Raw genomic sequence first — 14,886 nt, 5'->3', positions numbered from 1 at the left:
AGGCCTCCTAGAGCGGGGTGACGAAGCGGTTGTCGACCAGATCGTCGTTGCTGACGTTGTAAGGCTTGCCCTGCAATTCGCTGGCGGTTTCGTTGGCCAGTTTGATCAGCGGCGCGCTGTCGCCCGGTTTGCCCGGTGAGCCGAGCAGTTTCTCGCTCATCGCCTGATCGTAGAAACGCACGCCTTGCGCAGCGGCGGCCAGTTCCTTCGGATCGGAGAGGTAGCCGCCGACGCCTTTGGCCATGATTTTGTAGGCGTCCTCCGGATGATCCTTGGTGTACTGCACGGCTTTGTACAAACCGGCGACCAGCGCCTTGACGTCTTCCGGTTGCTTCTCGATCACGCTGCAATTGAGCGCGACCACATCGACGATCACGCCGGGGGTGCTGCTGCTGTCGATCAGCACTTTGCCTTGCTGTTTGTCGCGCACCATCGACAGGTGCGGTTCCCAGGTCACGGCGGCGGGCACGCGACCGGCGATGAACGCGGTGGCGGCATCGTCAGCGGTCATGTTCTGCACGGTGATGTCGCTCATGCTCATGCCGTTCTTTTTCAGCAGGTACGAGAGCCAGAACTGCGAAGTCGAGCCTTCGTTGACGGCGACGGATTTGCCCTTGAGTTCTTGCAGGCTCTTCACGTCTTTGCCGACCAGCACGCCGTCGCCGCCATGGCTGTCATCCAGCGCCGCGACCGCTTTGAAGCAAAACTGCGGACGGTACTTGAGCACTTCATCGATGGTCGACGCCGAACCGGACAATTGCCCGGACGCCTGCGCGGCCATGTACATCGACGCCTCTTCGACCACTGGCAATTCGACGGTCAAACCGTTTTCCTTGAAGTAGCCCAGATCCTGAGCCAGATAAAGCGTGCCGTAGCCGACCCACGTGGTGTGGCCGATGGACAGGGTGCCGGCCTGGGCGCTGGTCGCGACCGTGGCGGCAAGAGCAGTGATTGCCAGAGGGTGAGTGAGACGGAGACACAAGGACTTGATCATGGAGCACTCCCGACGCTGTTGATTTAGTTTTGTCATGGGCAGTACGGTCGCCGGCCGTTGTGCAGTTGCCACCGTTGGTCTCTCGCGGACGCTTGGGCGGACAACATTCGGCTGGCGGGCAAGATCGATGGTGGCCCATGTGCGCGGTGAGGAAAATCAGGAAATTGTTGGCTGCAAATGATGAAAAAACTGGGTAGTGCGCACTGCCAAGGGGCGGGGTTGGCGGGGATGCTCAAAGGGGGTGCAGATCGGGGATTTTCGGTGGCTGACCCACCGCATTCGCGAGCAGGCTCGCTCCCACAATGATCTCGAGCGAACACTGGATTTGTAGACGCCACTGAACCTGTAGGAGTGAGCCTGCTCGCGATGGCGGGGTGTCAGACACAGATGTATTAACTGAAAGACAGCTATCGCGAGCAGGCTCACTCCTACAGGGGATCTTCGGTGTGACATAGATCCAGTGTGGGAGCGAGCCTGCTCGCGAAGGGGTTGACTCGGTATCAGCGCAACTGAAACCAGGTGGTTTTCAGTTGGGTGTACTTATCGAAGGAATGCAGCGACAGATCGCGACCAAACCCCGACTGTTTACCGCCGCCAAACGGCACCGTCACATCCAGCGCATCAACGGTATTCACTGACACTGTACCCGCGCGCAACTGCCGCGCCACGCGATGTGCGCGGTTGAGGTCATCCGTCCACAACGAAGCAGCCAATCCGTAAACACTGTCATTGGCCAAGCGCAGCGCCTCCTCCTCAGTGTCAAACGGCACCACCGCCAACACCGGGCCAAACACCTCTTCACGAAACAGCGGCATATCCGCCGTCACACCGGTAAAAATCGTCGGCTCAATAAAATTGTCCGACCCGTTAAACCGCCGCTGCTGCCCGCCACAAATCCGCGTCGCCCCAGACTGCTCGGCACTGCGAATAAAACCCATAATGCTCGCCGTCTGCTTGCTATCAACAATCGCCCCGGCGCTGCTCTGCGGATCCAGCGGATCGCCCGGCAACCAGCGTTCAGCCTGCGCCTTCAATCTTTCGACAAACTCATCATGAATCGAACGCTCCACCAGCAACCGCGAGTTGGCCGAGCAGACTTCGCCCTGATTGAAGAAGATCCCGAACGCGGCTTTTTCCGCCGCCAGATCGAGATCCTGGTAATCGGCGAACACCAGATTGGCGCTCTTGCCGCCGCACTCCAGCCACACCTGCTTGAGGTTCGACTGCGCGGAATATTCCATGAAATATTTGCCGACCTGGGTCGAGCCGGTGAACACCAGACAATCGACATCCGCGTGCAAACCCAACGCCTTGCCCGTCTGTTCGCCAAGCCCCGGCAACACGTTGAGCACACCCGCTGGCAACCCTGCTTCCAGCGCCAGTTCGGCAAGGCGCAACGCCGAAAACGGCGACTGCTCGGCCGGTTTTAAAATCACCGAATTACCCGCCGCCAACGCCGGGGCGAGTTTCCACGCGGCCATGTCCAACGGGAAATTCCACGGCACTACCGCCGCAACCACACCGAGCGCTTCGCGAGTAATCGTCGCCAATACATTCGGCGCACTGGGCGCGATTTGATCGTAGAGCTTGTCGATGGCTTCAGCGTACCAACGGAACACCCCGGCGGCGCCCGGCACGTCGATGTTGTAGGCGTCCATCACCGGTTTGCCCATGTTCAGCGAGTCGAGCAAGGCCAGTTCTTCGCAATGGGTCATCAGCAAATCCGCCAAGCGCAGCAACACTTGTTTGCGCTCGGCAGGCGGCCGTTGCGACCAAGTGCCCGCCTCAAACACTTGCCGCGCATTGCGCACGGCCGCGTCGACATCTTCCTCGCCACACGCGGCAACATTTGCCAGGCACTGCCCGGTCGCCGGATTGATCGCGGCGAAGGTCTGCCCCGACTGCGCGGCGCAATGTTGGCCGTCGATCACGGCTTGATCGGGAAATTTCAATGCAACGGCACGGCGCTGCCACTCTGCAAGCTCGAACACGACGGATGCTCCTGAGACGTTATTGTGAATCGATGGTCGCTCAGGCCCGCGCGGGCTAAAAATAGTAAAAATATCTTCGCAGGCAATAAAAACACTGGGCAATGACTTCCCCCAATCGCTGCGCAGGTGGCTATGGTTGAAGGATAAAAACATCGTCGCGCCATGGACGTGGCGGCGCACAAATTGCTTTGAAGTCGAGTCCGCTCGTCCTGAGGTTTGCCGTGGCCGCCTACAATTTGCGTCAGTTGAAATACTTCATCACCACCGTCGAATGCGGCAGCGTTGCCGAAGCCTCGCGCAAGCTGTACATCGCGCAACCGGCGATTTCCACCGCGATCAAAGGTCTGGAAGACAGCTTCGGCGTGCAACTGCTGATCCGTCATCACGCCCAAGGCGTGTCACTGACGCCCAGCGGCGCGCGGTTTTTCCGCAAGGCACAAGAACTGCTGCGCATGGCCAAGGAGTTCGAACAGAACGCACTGGCCGACAACGACATTGTCGCGGGACAAATCGATATCGGCTGCTTCGAAACCGTCGCGCCGCTGTACCTGCCGCAATTGATCGCTGGGTTTTCGGCGCTGTATCCGGGAGTGAAAATCCGCATTCGTGATGGTGAGCAGCAGGAGTTGGTGCAAGGTCTGACCGCCGGTGCGTTTGATCTGGCCATCCTCTACGAACACGACCTCGATGCGACTATTCAGACCGAGCCGTTGATGCCGGCACAACGGCCTTACGCGCTGCTGCCCGCCGACCACCGCTTCGCCGAATACAAACAGGTTTCGCTGAGGGATTTATGCCTGGAACCGATGATTTTGCTGGACGTACAACCGAGTCGAACCTACTTCGTCAGCCTGTTTGAAGAGTTGGGTCTGACGCCGCGCATCGAATTCAGCTCGCCGTCGATCGAGATGGTGCGCGGGATGGTCGGTCAGGGTTTTGGTTTTTCGATTCTGGTGACCAAACCTCACTCCGAATGCACCTACGATGGCAAGAAAGTGGTGTGCGTGGAGATTGCCGAGGACGTCACCGGGTCGGGTCTGGTGGCCGCGTGGCTCAAGCGTGGGCAACTGACGAAACCGGCGCAGTTGTTTGCCGATTATTGCCGCGAACACCTGACGGCCAAAGCCGCGGGCTGAAGCCCCAAGCCCGCGCAGACTTCAAGTGCGGCGCTTGACTACGCGACGGTGGCAATCCGCCGGGCTCAGCACCTTGCCCGCCCTGGAACGCACAGCAATGGTCTCGACCGGCTCCGCGTGATCATTGTCCAGAAGCACTGAATAGCTCTCGCCCTTGCTGAACAAGTAACGCTCCCCCCACTGACGCATGCTGATCACGATGGGAAACACCGCACGCCCCATCTCGGTCAGCACGTATTCCTTGTAGGCCGTGCCGTCGGAAGCGGGCTGGATGTCGAACACACCCAGCTCGACCAGCCTCTTGAGTTTCACCGTGAGGATGTTCTTCGCCAGGCCCAGACGCTTCTGGAATTCACTGAAGCGACGCACATCATCAAACGCGTCACGGATGATCATCAACACCCAGCGATCGCCGATAGCCTCAAGCGTGCGGGCCACAGGACATTCGCTTTGTGCCAGTAGCTGCTGTCTGGCCATGTTTCTCCAATTTAAGGGAAGTGCGTTGCAAAAGAGTTCTAACGTCAGACAAAAATATTTTGAAAAACTAGTTGTAGATTAAAACCAGTTTTGCTAAAAATCAACGCATCGGTTTCGTTTAGAAACCAGTTATTCCCAAGGATGGAATGATGTCGCTGAACCCTCAAAAGCCTTCGAAGATGGACGTCGAAGCCGAAAACACGGGCGCCGGAGCCGCCGCTTGCGCGCCTTTACAGAGTCCAGGCCGTGCCGGTTTAAGTCGTTACCAGACATTTCTCTTCGCCATTACCTGCGCCATGGCCGTGGCCAACGTCTACTTCGCTCAACCGTTGCTGGAGTCGATGGCTGCCAGCCTTTCGGTCGCTCCGAGCACAATTGGTATCGTGGTCACAGCGACACAGGCTGGTTACGCAGTGGGTCTGTTGTTCATCGTGCCGCTGGGCGACTTGCTCAACCGAAAAGGCCTGATCCTCACGCAGATGTTGCTGAGTGCCGTGGCGCTGTGTGCGGTCGGGCTGGCTCAGGACTGGGGCATGCTGCTCGGCGCGATGGTGCTGGTCGGTTTGATGGCGGTTGTGGTGCAAGTGGTGGTCGCCTACACCGCGACCCTCGCCAGCCCGGATCAACGTGGTCAGGCCATCGGCACCGTGACCAGCGGTGTGGTGCTGGGCATTCTGCTCGCGCGCTTCGTTTCTGGCGCAGTAGCTGACCTCGCCGGCTGGCGCGGCGTCTACTTCGTGTCGGCGGCCTTGATGGTCGGCATGGCGCTGGTGCTGTATCGAACGATGCCGGCCTCGACCACGCCGCCCACCAAAGGCAGCTACTGGCGCCTGCTCGGCTCGGTGTTCCAGTTATATCTCAGCGAACCCACGCTGCGCGTCCGCGGCACGTTTGCTCTGCTGATCTTCGCCGCCTTCAGCGTGTTGTGGACCGCCATGGTCTTGCCACTGAGCGCGCCGCCATTGTCACTTTCACACACGCAGATCGGTCTGTTCGGTCTGGCCGGCGTGGCGGGTGCGCTGGCGGCGGCACGCGCCGGACGTCTGGCCGACCAGGGTCTGGGCAATCGCACCACCGGCATTGCCCTGGCACTGTTGACGCTGTCCTGGTTGCCGACTGCATTTGTTGAAAGCTCGTTGCTCGCCATGGTGGTCGGTGTGGTGCTGCTGGACTTCGCCGTGCAAGCGGTACACGTGACCAACCAGAGCCTGATTTTTGCCGCACGGCCCGACGCGCAAAGCCGTCTGGTGGGCGCCTATATGTGTTTCTACTCGGTGGGCAGTGGTGCCGGTGCAATTGCAGCCACTTACACCTATGCGCATTGGGGCTGGGTGGCTGTTTGTATATTAGGTGCAACTTTCAGCGGCATTGCTTTGCTCTACTGGATGTACCTCGAGCTGACCTCTCGATAACTTTTCCATCGCGACAAGTAACGTTCATAGCCGACACAGTCCGGCGTGAAACTGTGTGCCTGCCACACGAACTTTACTATTGATAGGGGCATGTATGGCGCTGCACACATTAACCATTAATGCGCACCAACTTGAATTTCAGTTACCGACTAACGCGCCCTTTACCGATATCGAATACGAAGCCGGCGGGAAGAATCTGATCCCGCTGGGCTGTCGGGTCGGGGCGTGCGGGGCCTGTCTGATCAAGGTGACGTCAGGTATCGAGGCGTTGAATCCTCGGGATGAAGATGAAGAAGCATTTATCGAAGTACTGGGTTACAGCGGTGAAGAATACCGCCTGGCATGCCAGTGCCTGCTGAGAGGTGAAGTGGCCATTGACATCATTGGCTGATGTAACGCTGTTGAAATCGTTGTGCAAGTAACACTGAAAGTTTGGTCATTGTTTAAACCGTTATCCATAAACTAAAAAGGACTTGATGATGCTTAACCGTGTAAAGAATGTTGGCTATGGTGATACCACCCCTTTCCTCAACGCTGCTGGCTCGGTCAATCTGCGCGCCGAGATCGACAAGATCATCGACGTGCAAGTCGAGCAGTGGTACGCCACCGTCCCCCAGGCCGCGCATCTGGAAGGCAAGGACGTTAACAGCGAGTACTACAAGCGTCACTTGATCGAAACCGCATGGCGCATCCGTCTGCTGCGCGTTGCCGAAGCCAAGGCACTGGTCGAAGTGGCCAAGGTCAGCCCTGCCGCCGCGCAGATCTGGGCGCACTACGAACAGGAAGAGATGCTCCATGACGAACTGTTCATCGATGACCTGAAGCGTGTCGGTGTCAGCCGCGAAGAGTTCCTCGCCACCGAACCGTACCTGTCGACGAAGCTGCTGGCCGGTTTCTTCTCCTACCTGCTCGACCATGAAGGCCCGCTCGGGGTAATCGCCTATTCCTACCTGGTTGAATACGTCAACGTGAAGCTTGAACCGCGCAAGCTCGAAGCACTCAAGGCATCGGTGGGCGAGACCAAGATTGTTGGCCAGGTGTCCCATTCGCATACCGACATCAACGATGACCACCCGGGTGAAGTCTGGGCAGCCCTGCGCTTCCTGATCAAAGGCGAGCAGGACATTGCCGCGCTGAAACGCTACCTCGAGGAGCACCAGAAAATCCTCGCGATGTACTTCAGCGAGCTGTACATCAACACCCTGGCCAAGCCGCAAGACAAGGCCGCTTAAGCCATGGAGCAGGCAATGAATTCGAACCAACCCGGTGTTTTGATCCTGAGCCACTGCGGCTTTTCTTTTCTCGAAGATCTGAAGGAGGAGCTGCAGCGCCGCCAGCTCCGGTGTTTCGTGCTGTCTTCATTGCCGCTTCCGGAACATGTACCGGCTCGCCTCGAACAGATTCACGCCTGGGCGGACCGGCTATACACCACTGACAACCATCAGTTGAAGCCGGGGGATGTGCAAAACGCACTGGAGGCCCTGCGCAAGTCGGGCGAACAGGTGACTTGCTGCATCAGCGTATGGGAAGGCTATCGCCACTTGATGGCCACAGCCAATGCGTCGCTCGGTACTTATGACATTGATCCGGGGCAGGCGCTGGCTCTGCGCAACAAGCTCAACGTGCGTAACCGACTGGCTGAAGCGGGTCTGTCGCAAGCCAACGCATTTGCGCTGACGGCTGCGGTGCTGGAAACCTTGCAGGCACAGGATCAGCGGTATTTCATCAAACCAATTTACGGTATTGCTTCCTACGCAGCATTTGCGCTGCGCCAGGACACCACTTGGGATGCACTGGAGGCGCTGCGTCTGGCCTCTGCCGAGGACACGGTGTACGCCTCGGCATTCAACGATGGACTGACATTCATGGCGGAGAACTACATTCCCGGCCACGAGTTCAGCTTCGAGACTCTGTTAGTGGATGGTCAGGTGCACGTCGTGGCCATCCATGAAAAACACGAAGTCACCGAGACCGCCGAAACGGTACTTGAAGACAGCTGCACCACGCCCCCTGCCAGCCTTGACCAGGCACAGATCGCTGCCGGCCTGGATTGGCTGAAACAGGTACTCGATTGCATGCAACTGAAATGGGGCTGCTATCACATCGAAGCCCGTTTCACTGGCAAGCACTGGGATCTGATCGAAATCAATCCACGCGTGGGTGGCAGCCTGATCTCGCACAGTGTCGCGGCGGTGACGAACGGCCACAGCATGCTTTCGCTGTGGCTGGATCTGCTGCTGGCCAGTCAGGACGAGAGTCAGCCACGCAAAGCACTGCTCCAACATCTGGCGGCGTTTGAATGGCAGGCCGATGGCAGCTGCGAGCAAACCCTGGCGACCTTCTTTCGGGTGTACTTCGCTCACCCGGGAACCCTGAGTTCAGTGACGCTCAACGCGTTACCGCTGGATCCGGTGGTGCAGCACATCCTGCTGAAAGCCGGCGATGTGATTCCGGCCCATGCGCGTGAAGTGTTTCTGGGGCAATTGTTGTGGACGTTCAAGCGCGCCGATCGCGTTGCCGAACTGCAACGCCTGGCGCACATCTCCGCCACCGCGCTGGATATCCGTTACAAGGCCGACAGCGCCCTGGAACATCGCTGAGCAATCGCCTGGAACATCACCGCTGTCGATGCCACACCCCATGGATGAGGAAGAACAACATGTCGCTGCGAGCGCCTGTATTGCTGATTGTGGACTACAACCTGAGCCGGATCGCCGACGTCCGCCACCTGCGTGACCATGCGCACCAACAATGGGGCGCGCAGACCTGGCTCGTCAGGGCCAACCCACAGGCCCACGATCAAGGCATCAGCGACCGGGTGATCGATGCCGATCCTCTGGCCGCCGATTTCGTCAACCTCGTATTGAATCAATTGGGCGATGACGCTGCGCGGGTCAGCGCCGGCATCGTCTTTTCCGACAACGCGGTGGCCAGTGGTGCCGGGCTGCTCGAGCGTCTCGGCCTGGCGGTGGACTGTGCGCGCCTGGCACTCGGCGCGTTCGACAAACTGGCATACCGCATCGCCGAAAATCGCCTGCGCCCGGCGCTGAACCAGTTGGGTGTGAACCTGCCGGATTTCGCGCAGATCGGCTGCATCGACGATGTGCGCCATTTTGCCGGCCGCCAGGAGCGTGGCTTCGTCATCAAGCCTGCGTGCGAAGGCAACAATCGCGGGGTCGTGATGGTCGCGCCGGGCGGTGATTGCGAGCAGGCGTTTGCCGAAGTCGCCCCCTATCTGCACGGCGGTGTGTTGGCCGAAGCGTTCATCTCGTTCACTCGCGAATACTCTTACGATGGCCTCGGCAAGCTGTGGTTCATCACCGAGAAAGTCAGCGCCACCGGCCGCTATCCGGTCGAAGTCGCACAGATCCTGCCAGCGCGTCTGAGCGAGCAGGAACGGCTGGCGATTCACGTCGCGGGCGAGCAGGTCAACCGTTTGGTCGGCCAGCGTATCGGCCCGTTTCATAACGAGATCAAGCTCAGCGACGACGGCAAGAACACTGCGGTGATTGAACCGAACCGACGCCCCGGTGGAATGAAAATCTGGACGCTGGCGCAAGCCGTGTACGGGCTTGACCTGTATGCGGCCTGGGTCGATTCGGTGTTTGCCGGGCAAGTTGCAGACGAGCTGCCTGCCGCTACCTGCAGTGCCGCCACGGTGATGTTCGGGGTGCCGCGCGACGTCATGCTCGAAGTCGCTGAACTCGGTGACCTGGCAGGCCTGATCGATGAAACGCTGGCGCTGGCGGCAGAGACCCTGAACCTGGCGCGCGCCGACATTGCCCTGCTCGAGAGCGCGTGGGTAGCCGGCGAGTCGCGGCTGATCCATGCGACACCGCGTGACAACAGCGACTTCGTCGCCCATGCCTGCGTCGCGCTGCACAACCCGTCTGTGGACATCCGCGATCTGGTGCGAGTCCTGCGCGAGCAGTGGCTGCAGGTGCTTGATCGCGTTCTGAGCGTCGAGCTGCTGTTCAAAGTGGCGTCCTGACTTCCGTCTATAACGTTTCGAGAGTACGCGCATGAAAATTCTGATTCTGCATCGAGTGCCCTACCCGCGCATCGAGTACCACCGTGGCATCGATCATGATCTGCACGAGGTCACCTATCTGGGCAAACAGTCGGCGATCGATACGCTGCCACCGCAACTGCGCTGCACCCGGATTGTCCGGCCGGGGCTGGCCAGCGCTTACGATGAAGCCACGGCATTGCTTGCGAATGATCCGCAACGTTTTGAGCGGATCATTTCGATGTCCGAATACGAACTGCTCGACGCTGCACGCCTGCGCGAAGCATTGAATGTCGAAGGCGCATCGCTGGCGGCGGTCAATCTGGCACGCAACAAGCTCGACATGAAGGCCGCCGTGCAGGCGCGCAAATTGCGCGTGCCACGCTTCATGGCACTTGAGCGCTATCTGGCATTGCAGGGCCACGTGCCATGGCGCGGGGCGACCGTGCTCAAGCCGCACAGTGGCGCGTCGAGTCTTGATGTCAGCATCCACCAGCAACCGGCCTGCGCCTTCGATGAAATTCGCCACAAGGTCAGCCAGCTGTCGTTGCGCATCGAAGAATTTCAGGTCGAAGAATTCATCAGCGGCCCGATCCGGCATTTTGACGGTCTGGTGCAGGACGGACAAATCCTCACCCTGCTCTCCAGTGAATACGTCGGCACCTGTCTGGACTACATGGAGCGTGGTCAGCCGTTGGGCTCTTGGCATCTTGAAACCACGGCGACCATGAAGGCGTGGGTCAGTGCTGCGCTGGCAGCGGTGCAGATTCGCAACGGTGCATTCCATCTTGAAGCCATCATGGAGGGTGATGAGCCGGTGTTTCTCGAGGTCGGCAACCGGGTCGGCGGCGCTGATGTCGTCGCGACCTACGAGTTGGCCACCGGCATTCATTTGCCGTCGCTGGAGCTGCGTATCCATATTGAAGGCGCACTCGATCTCGAACACCTGAACCTTCAGGCACCCGACCTGGGTTTTGGCTGGTTTGTGTTCCCCGGACACACGCTGTCCGAGCGCAACTACCAAGGCCTCAACGGCGCAGAAGAACTGCGCGCCAGTCCCGTCGTGGTGCAGTGGAACGAACTGCAGCCGGGCGCGCTGCTGCCGGAACACGTGACCTATTCGGCGTTCGAGGCACCGCTGTCCGGGATCGTCAAGACCGCCGACCCGCAACAGACCCGCGCCTGGATGCAAACGCTGTTTGCCCGAGTGAGCCTTGCCGAACACCTGACATCCGTCGCGTGACACCGCCCACCCTTATCAAGGCGATTCTTTTATGAAACCACTGCACGTCGTATTGGCTGTACTGATCACGGCAATCTGGGGGGTTAATTTCTCGGTGATCAAACTGGGACTGGCCACCGTAGACCCGTTCATCCTCGCGGGGATTCGCTTCAGCCTTTGTGCGTTACCGGCGATCTTTTTCATCCGCAAACCGAATGTGCCGTGGCGCTACATCATCGGTTACGGACTGGTGTTCGGCATCGGTCTGTGGGGCATCGTCAACCTCGGTATCAAGGCCGGGCTGTCGGCGGGGATTGCTTCGCTGGTTCTGCAATTCAGCGCCTTCTTCACCATCCTCCTCGGTGGTTGGGTGTTCAAGGAAGCGCTGACGCGTTTTCAGGTGCTGGGCATGCTGATCGCGCTCGGCGGTTTGCTGTGCATCATCCTGATCAGCGACGGCTCGGTGAGTCTTCCCGGCGTGCTGCTGGTGCTGCTGGGTGCCGTGTCGTGGAGCATCGCCAATATCATCAACAAGAAGGCCAGCACCAAGGAGGTTTTTGCTTTCCTCGTCTGGTCTAGCGCCTTCGCGCCGATCCCGTTGTTTGCCCTCGACTACGCAGTTAACGGCAGCGCCGGCTACACCACGTTCGTCAGTCAGGTTGATACGACCGCTGTGCTGTCGATCCTGTTTCAGGTTTACCCCAACACGCTATTCGCCTACTGGATCTGGAACTCGTTGCTCAAGACTTATCCGGTATCGACCGTCGCGCCGCTGTCGTTGCTGGTACCCATCTTCGGCATGCTCGGTTCGGTGCTGATCTTTCACGAAAGCGTGCCGGCGAGCAAAGTCCTCGCGGTGATTCTGATCGTGCTCGGCCTGGCGGTCGGTCTCTATGGCCAGCGTATTTTCAATGCTATGTTTGCGCGTCCTGCGCGCAGTTCAATATGAATCGACAGGGAGTCCGTATGGGTCTGGGAAGACGTGAATTCGTGGGGGCCGCCGTGGGCGCGACCCTGGCTGGAGGCAGCATGATTGCAAGTGTGGCAAATGCACAGGCGAGCAATTCGCCTGTTCACAAAGACGCGGTAACACCCCTGAACCCCAACGATTGGGCTTCAGTGCGGGCGCAGTTCAACCTGTCGCCGGAGTTCGTGCACCTCTCCAACTTTTTCCTCGCCTCCAACCCGAAACCGGTGCGCGATGCGATGGCCCGCCACCGCCAGGCCTTCGATGAAAACCCGTACACCTACCTCGAAGACAACATGTTTGCCAAACCGGAGGACATGGTCTGGCGCAAGGTCTGTGCGGCAGCAGCCGAGTACACCGGCGGACGCCCTGAAGACATCGCCCTGACGACCAGCACCACCCAGGGTCTGGCGATGGTCTACAACGGTTTGAAACTCGCTGCGCACCAGGAAATTCTCACCACTCATCACGAGTGGTACACCCACGACGAGGCGATGCGCCTGGCGGTGGTCAAATGGGGCGGCAGTATTCGCCGGATCGATCTGTACGAAGGTCCCGAGAATGTCAGCACGGATGCCATCGTCACGCGCATTGAACAAGCCATCAAACCTGCCACCCGTATTCTTGCCATGACCTGGGTACATTCAGGCACTGGCGTGCGCTTGCCGGTGCGTGAGATTGGTGCTCTGGTGGCGAGCATCAATCGTGATCGCGCCGAGGCCGACCGGATCATCTACGTGATCGACGGCGTGCACGGCTTCGGCTGTTCCGAGGCGCAAGTGGCGAGTCTGGGCTGCGACTTTTTCAGCGCGGGCACTCACAAGTGGATCTTGGGTCCGCACGGCACGGGGCTGGTCTGGGCCCGTGAAGGTCAGTGGGCACAGATCACACCGACCATTCCGACGATCATGGCCGCCGAACCGGCCAATGCCTGGCGCCAGCAACGGGATCCACAGGGCCAGACGCAAGCGGCCTGGGTCAGCCCCGGTGGCTTCCTCGCGTTCGAAAACCAGTGGGCGATGATCGCCGCCTTCGAGTTCATTCAACAGATCGGCCGCAAGCGCATTGCCGAGCGCGTGTCTGAACTCAATGGCCAGCTCAAGGAAGGCCTGGCCAAGCTGCCCGCTGTTTACTTGCATACGCCACAGGCCGAGCAGTTCTCTGCCGGATTCGTCTGCTGTGATGTCAAGAATCGCGACCCCAAAGAGATCGTCGCGCGGCTCAAAGAGCAGAAGATCATCGCCAGCGCCACGCCCTACCGCCATTCGACGGTGCGCTTCTCCGCCGGGATCATCAACACGCCCGAAGACATCGACAAGACCCTCAAAGTCATGCGCTCGCTGGTCTGACACCCAGACCGAATCAACGTCTGCTTCCTGCACTGGCTCACCGCCGGTGCAGTCGCGGGTGCCCGCCTTTTAATTGAACAATCGCCGCGTCTCCAAGGGCAAGGATCGATGACATGAATAAAAACCCCGCAGTCACTCATAGTGCCGCCAAAGAGCTGGCAATGTTCCTGTTCTGCTCGACGGTTTATCGGTTGTTTTCCGGGGCGTTGCTCGTCTCGCTGACGTGGACGATCCTCAACCAGAACGAGGGCGGATACTGGCCGCTGGCGCTAGCGATTTTCTGCTCGTTCATCCCCGCATTTATCACGCCGGCAATCATTAAACGCCTGGCGATTCGCATGAACGGCCGTCAGATGAGCAGCTGGTTTGTGTTCGGGCTGACCGCACTGGCGCTGGTTTCCGGTGTGTCGCGTGACTTCACTGTTGGTTTGCTGATCACCAATCTGTTCGTATGGCTGATGATCATGTCGCTCGAGGCCAGCCTGGACATGTGGTTCACCCAACTGCAACGGGGCATGGACGAAACCAAAGTGCGACGCATCAGCGGTGCAACCACTGCCACCAGTCAGGCGGCGCTGATGATCGGTCCATTGCTGGCGGCGGGATTGATGCCGATCCTGCCCGGGATGGGCTTTTCGCTGGTGCTCAGCGGCGGGTTTTTCATGGTCGCGGCGATTTGCTTCACCCGCGCCAGCCTGCCGACGGTGGTGACCGAAACAGACCAGGTCGTCGCACCGGCCAAACTGCCGCTGACGCTGTTTATTCCGATGGTCCTGATCTGGCCGATCCTCGGCGCATTCAACTTCATGCTGCCGGTGTATGTGTCGAACCATGGCTGGGCGCTGTTTGAGCTGGGCGTGCTGGATGCGGTATTCGGCATGGGCATGGCGCTGATCGGTGTGCTGGTGATCATTGCCAATACCGGACGCAACCTGATGGCGTACTTGTCCGGCTTGATCGCACTGGCGGTGATTTCCACCTCGATGTGGCTGCTGATGCCAGACACGCTACTGCTCAAGGCGCTGAGCCTGTTGATTCTCGGTATGGCGTTCGGTGGCGCACGGGTGCACATCCGCGTGGCCATTGCCTGCCGCTACAGTGAAGCGGCCGTCGGTTTGTATGTCAGCCGGGCGAATGCATTGGCCACGCCGGTGCTGCTGCTGATCCTCAGCCTGCAACTGGCAATGATCGAGAATGCCTGGCTGCTGCCGTTCTTGTTGGTGACCTTGAGCGTCGGGCTGTTATTGCAAACCTCGGCGACGCGCTTTGCCCAAGGCCATTCGCGCGGCGAGGTTGTCAGCGTCTGAAACCGGCGCGGCGCGCAGCCCC

The 14,886-nt window shown here is 59.4% G+C and carries 13 protein-coding genes; 10 read left to right on the top strand and 3 right to left on the bottom strand.

The features are described from left to right. Positions 1-7 precede the first annotated feature (7 nt). Positions 8-994, bottom strand: coding sequence for an ABC transporter substrate-binding protein (locus tag ACIOMO_RS18360; RefSeq protein ID WP_159813657.1), 987 nt, complete (start codon positions 992-994; stop codon positions 8-10). A gap of 500 nt (positions 995-1,494) precedes the next feature. Then, positions 1,495-2,985: an aldehyde dehydrogenase gene (locus tag ACIOMO_RS18355; protein ID WP_401242653.1), complete on the bottom strand. Its 1,491-nt coding sequence runs from the start codon at positions 2,983-2,985 to the stop codon at positions 1,495-1,497. Between the two features lie 221 nt (positions 2,986-3,206). Here ACIOMO_RS18355 and ACIOMO_RS18350 point away from each other — a divergent pair, with 221 nt between their 5' ends. After that, positions 3,207-4,121 carry a LysR family transcriptional regulator gene (locus tag ACIOMO_RS18350; protein WP_212545762.1) on the top strand — a complete coding sequence of 305 codons (915 nt, stop codon included), beginning with the start codon at positions 3,207-3,209 and terminating at the stop codon, positions 4,119-4,121. Positions 4,122-4,142: 21 nt separating this feature from the next. Here ACIOMO_RS18350 and ACIOMO_RS18345 read toward each other — a convergent pair whose 3' ends face one another. After that, positions 4,143-4,598 (bottom strand): helix-turn-helix domain-containing protein, encoded by a 456-nt coding sequence (locus ACIOMO_RS18345; RefSeq protein ID WP_053124106.1) that lies wholly within the window; start codon positions 4,596-4,598, stop codon positions 4,143-4,145. A gap of 149 nt (positions 4,599-4,747) precedes the next feature. Here ACIOMO_RS18345 and ACIOMO_RS18340 point away from each other — a divergent pair, with 149 nt between their 5' ends. From ACIOMO_RS18340 to ACIOMO_RS18300, 9 genes are all read left to right on the top strand, one after another. Beyond that, entirely contained in the window at positions 4,748-6,010 is a 1,263-nt protein-coding gene (locus tag ACIOMO_RS18340; RefSeq protein WP_401242649.1) for an MFS transporter, read from the top strand. A 94-nt stretch (positions 6,011-6,104) separates the two neighbouring features. Beyond that, positions 6,105-6,401: a 2Fe-2S iron-sulfur cluster-binding protein gene (locus ACIOMO_RS18335; protein WP_053124109.1), complete on the top strand. Its 297-nt coding sequence runs from the start codon at positions 6,105-6,107 to the stop codon at positions 6,399-6,401. An 88-nt stretch (positions 6,402-6,489) separates the two neighbouring features. Then, complete coding sequence (locus tag ACIOMO_RS18330; protein WP_053124111.1) at positions 6,490-7,242, top strand: hypothetical protein; 753 nt, start codon at positions 6,490-6,492, stop codon at positions 7,240-7,242. A 15-nt stretch (positions 7,243-7,257) separates the two neighbouring features. Then, positions 7,258-8,610, top strand: coding sequence for an acetyl-CoA carboxylase biotin carboxylase subunit family protein (locus ACIOMO_RS18325; protein ID WP_401242645.1), 1,353 nt, complete (start codon positions 7,258-7,260; stop codon positions 8,608-8,610). 59 nt (positions 8,611-8,669) lie between these two features. Further along, a complete protein-coding gene (locus tag ACIOMO_RS18320) occupies positions 8,670-10,001 on the top strand; it encodes an acetyl-CoA carboxylase biotin carboxylase subunit family protein (protein WP_401242643.1) in 1,332 nt (443 codons plus the stop codon). Between the two features lie 31 nt (positions 10,002-10,032). Further along, a complete protein-coding gene (locus ACIOMO_RS18315; protein WP_401242640.1) occupies positions 10,033-11,262 on the top strand; it encodes an acetyl-CoA carboxylase biotin carboxylase subunit family protein in 1,230 nt (409 codons plus the stop codon). Positions 11,263-11,293: 31 nt separating this feature from the next. Continuing rightward, positions 11,294-12,190 (top strand): EamA family transporter, encoded by an 897-nt coding sequence (locus tag ACIOMO_RS18310; protein ID WP_053124120.1) that lies wholly within the window; start codon positions 11,294-11,296, stop codon positions 12,188-12,190. A gap of 80 nt (positions 12,191-12,270) precedes the next feature. Then, on the top strand, positions 12,271-13,557 hold the full coding sequence (locus ACIOMO_RS18305) for an aminotransferase class V-fold PLP-dependent enzyme (RefSeq protein WP_401242637.1): 1,287 nt from the start codon (positions 12,271-12,273) through the stop codon (positions 13,555-13,557). 113 nt (positions 13,558-13,670) lie between these two features. Beyond that, a complete protein-coding gene (locus tag ACIOMO_RS18300) occupies positions 13,671-14,864 on the top strand; it encodes a hypothetical protein (protein WP_212545756.1) in 1,194 nt (397 codons plus the stop codon). The last annotated feature ends 22 nt before the right edge of the window (positions 14,865-14,886 follow it).

The sequence above is a fragment of the Pseudomonas sp. NPDC087804 genome (assembly GCF_044742965.1).
In the GTDB taxonomy this organism is placed as follows: domain Bacteria; phylum Pseudomonadota; class Gammaproteobacteria; order Pseudomonadales; family Pseudomonadaceae; genus Aquipseudomonas; species Aquipseudomonas rustica.
The sequence above is the reverse complement of the archived record's forward strand: the minus strand, read 5'-3'. Positions and strand labels throughout refer to the sequence as shown.

Excerpts from the sequence above, each read along its gene's own strand:
- ACIOMO_RS18320 (WP_401242643.1), top strand. The coding sequence starts at position 8,670 with ATGTCGCTGCGAGCGCCTGTATTGCTGATTGTGGACTACAACCTGAGC.
- ACIOMO_RS18360 (WP_159813657.1), bottom strand. The coding sequence starts at position 994 with ATGATCAAGTCCTTGTGTCTCCGTCTCACTCACCCTCTGGCAATCACT.
- ACIOMO_RS18325 (WP_401242645.1), top strand. The coding sequence starts at position 7,258 with ATGAATTCGAACCAACCCGGTGTTTTGATCCTGAGCCACTGCGGCTTT.
- ACIOMO_RS18305 (WP_401242637.1), top strand. The coding sequence starts at position 12,271 with ATGATTGCAAGTGTGGCAAATGCACAGGCGAGCAATTCGCCTGTTCAC.
- ACIOMO_RS18315 (WP_401242640.1), top strand. The coding sequence starts at position 10,033 with ATGAAAATTCTGATTCTGCATCGAGTGCCCTACCCGCGCATCGAGTAC.
- ACIOMO_RS18300 (WP_212545756.1), top strand. The coding sequence starts at position 13,671 with ATGAATAAAAACCCCGCAGTCACTCATAGTGCCGCCAAAGAGCTGGCA.
- ACIOMO_RS18345 (WP_053124106.1), bottom strand. The coding sequence starts at position 4,598 with ATGGCCAGACAGCAGCTACTGGCACAAAGCGAATGTCCTGTGGCCCGC.
- ACIOMO_RS18310 (WP_053124120.1), top strand. The coding sequence starts at position 11,294 with ATGAAACCACTGCACGTCGTATTGGCTGTACTGATCACGGCAATCTGG.
- ACIOMO_RS18330 (WP_053124111.1), top strand. The coding sequence starts at position 6,490 with ATGCTTAACCGTGTAAAGAATGTTGGCTATGGTGATACCACCCCTTTC.
- ACIOMO_RS18335 (WP_053124109.1), top strand. The coding sequence starts at position 6,105 with ATGGCGCTGCACACATTAACCATTAATGCGCACCAACTTGAATTTCAG.
- ACIOMO_RS18340 (WP_401242649.1), top strand. The coding sequence starts at position 4,748 with ATGTCGCTGAACCCTCAAAAGCCTTCGAAGATGGACGTCGAAGCCGAA.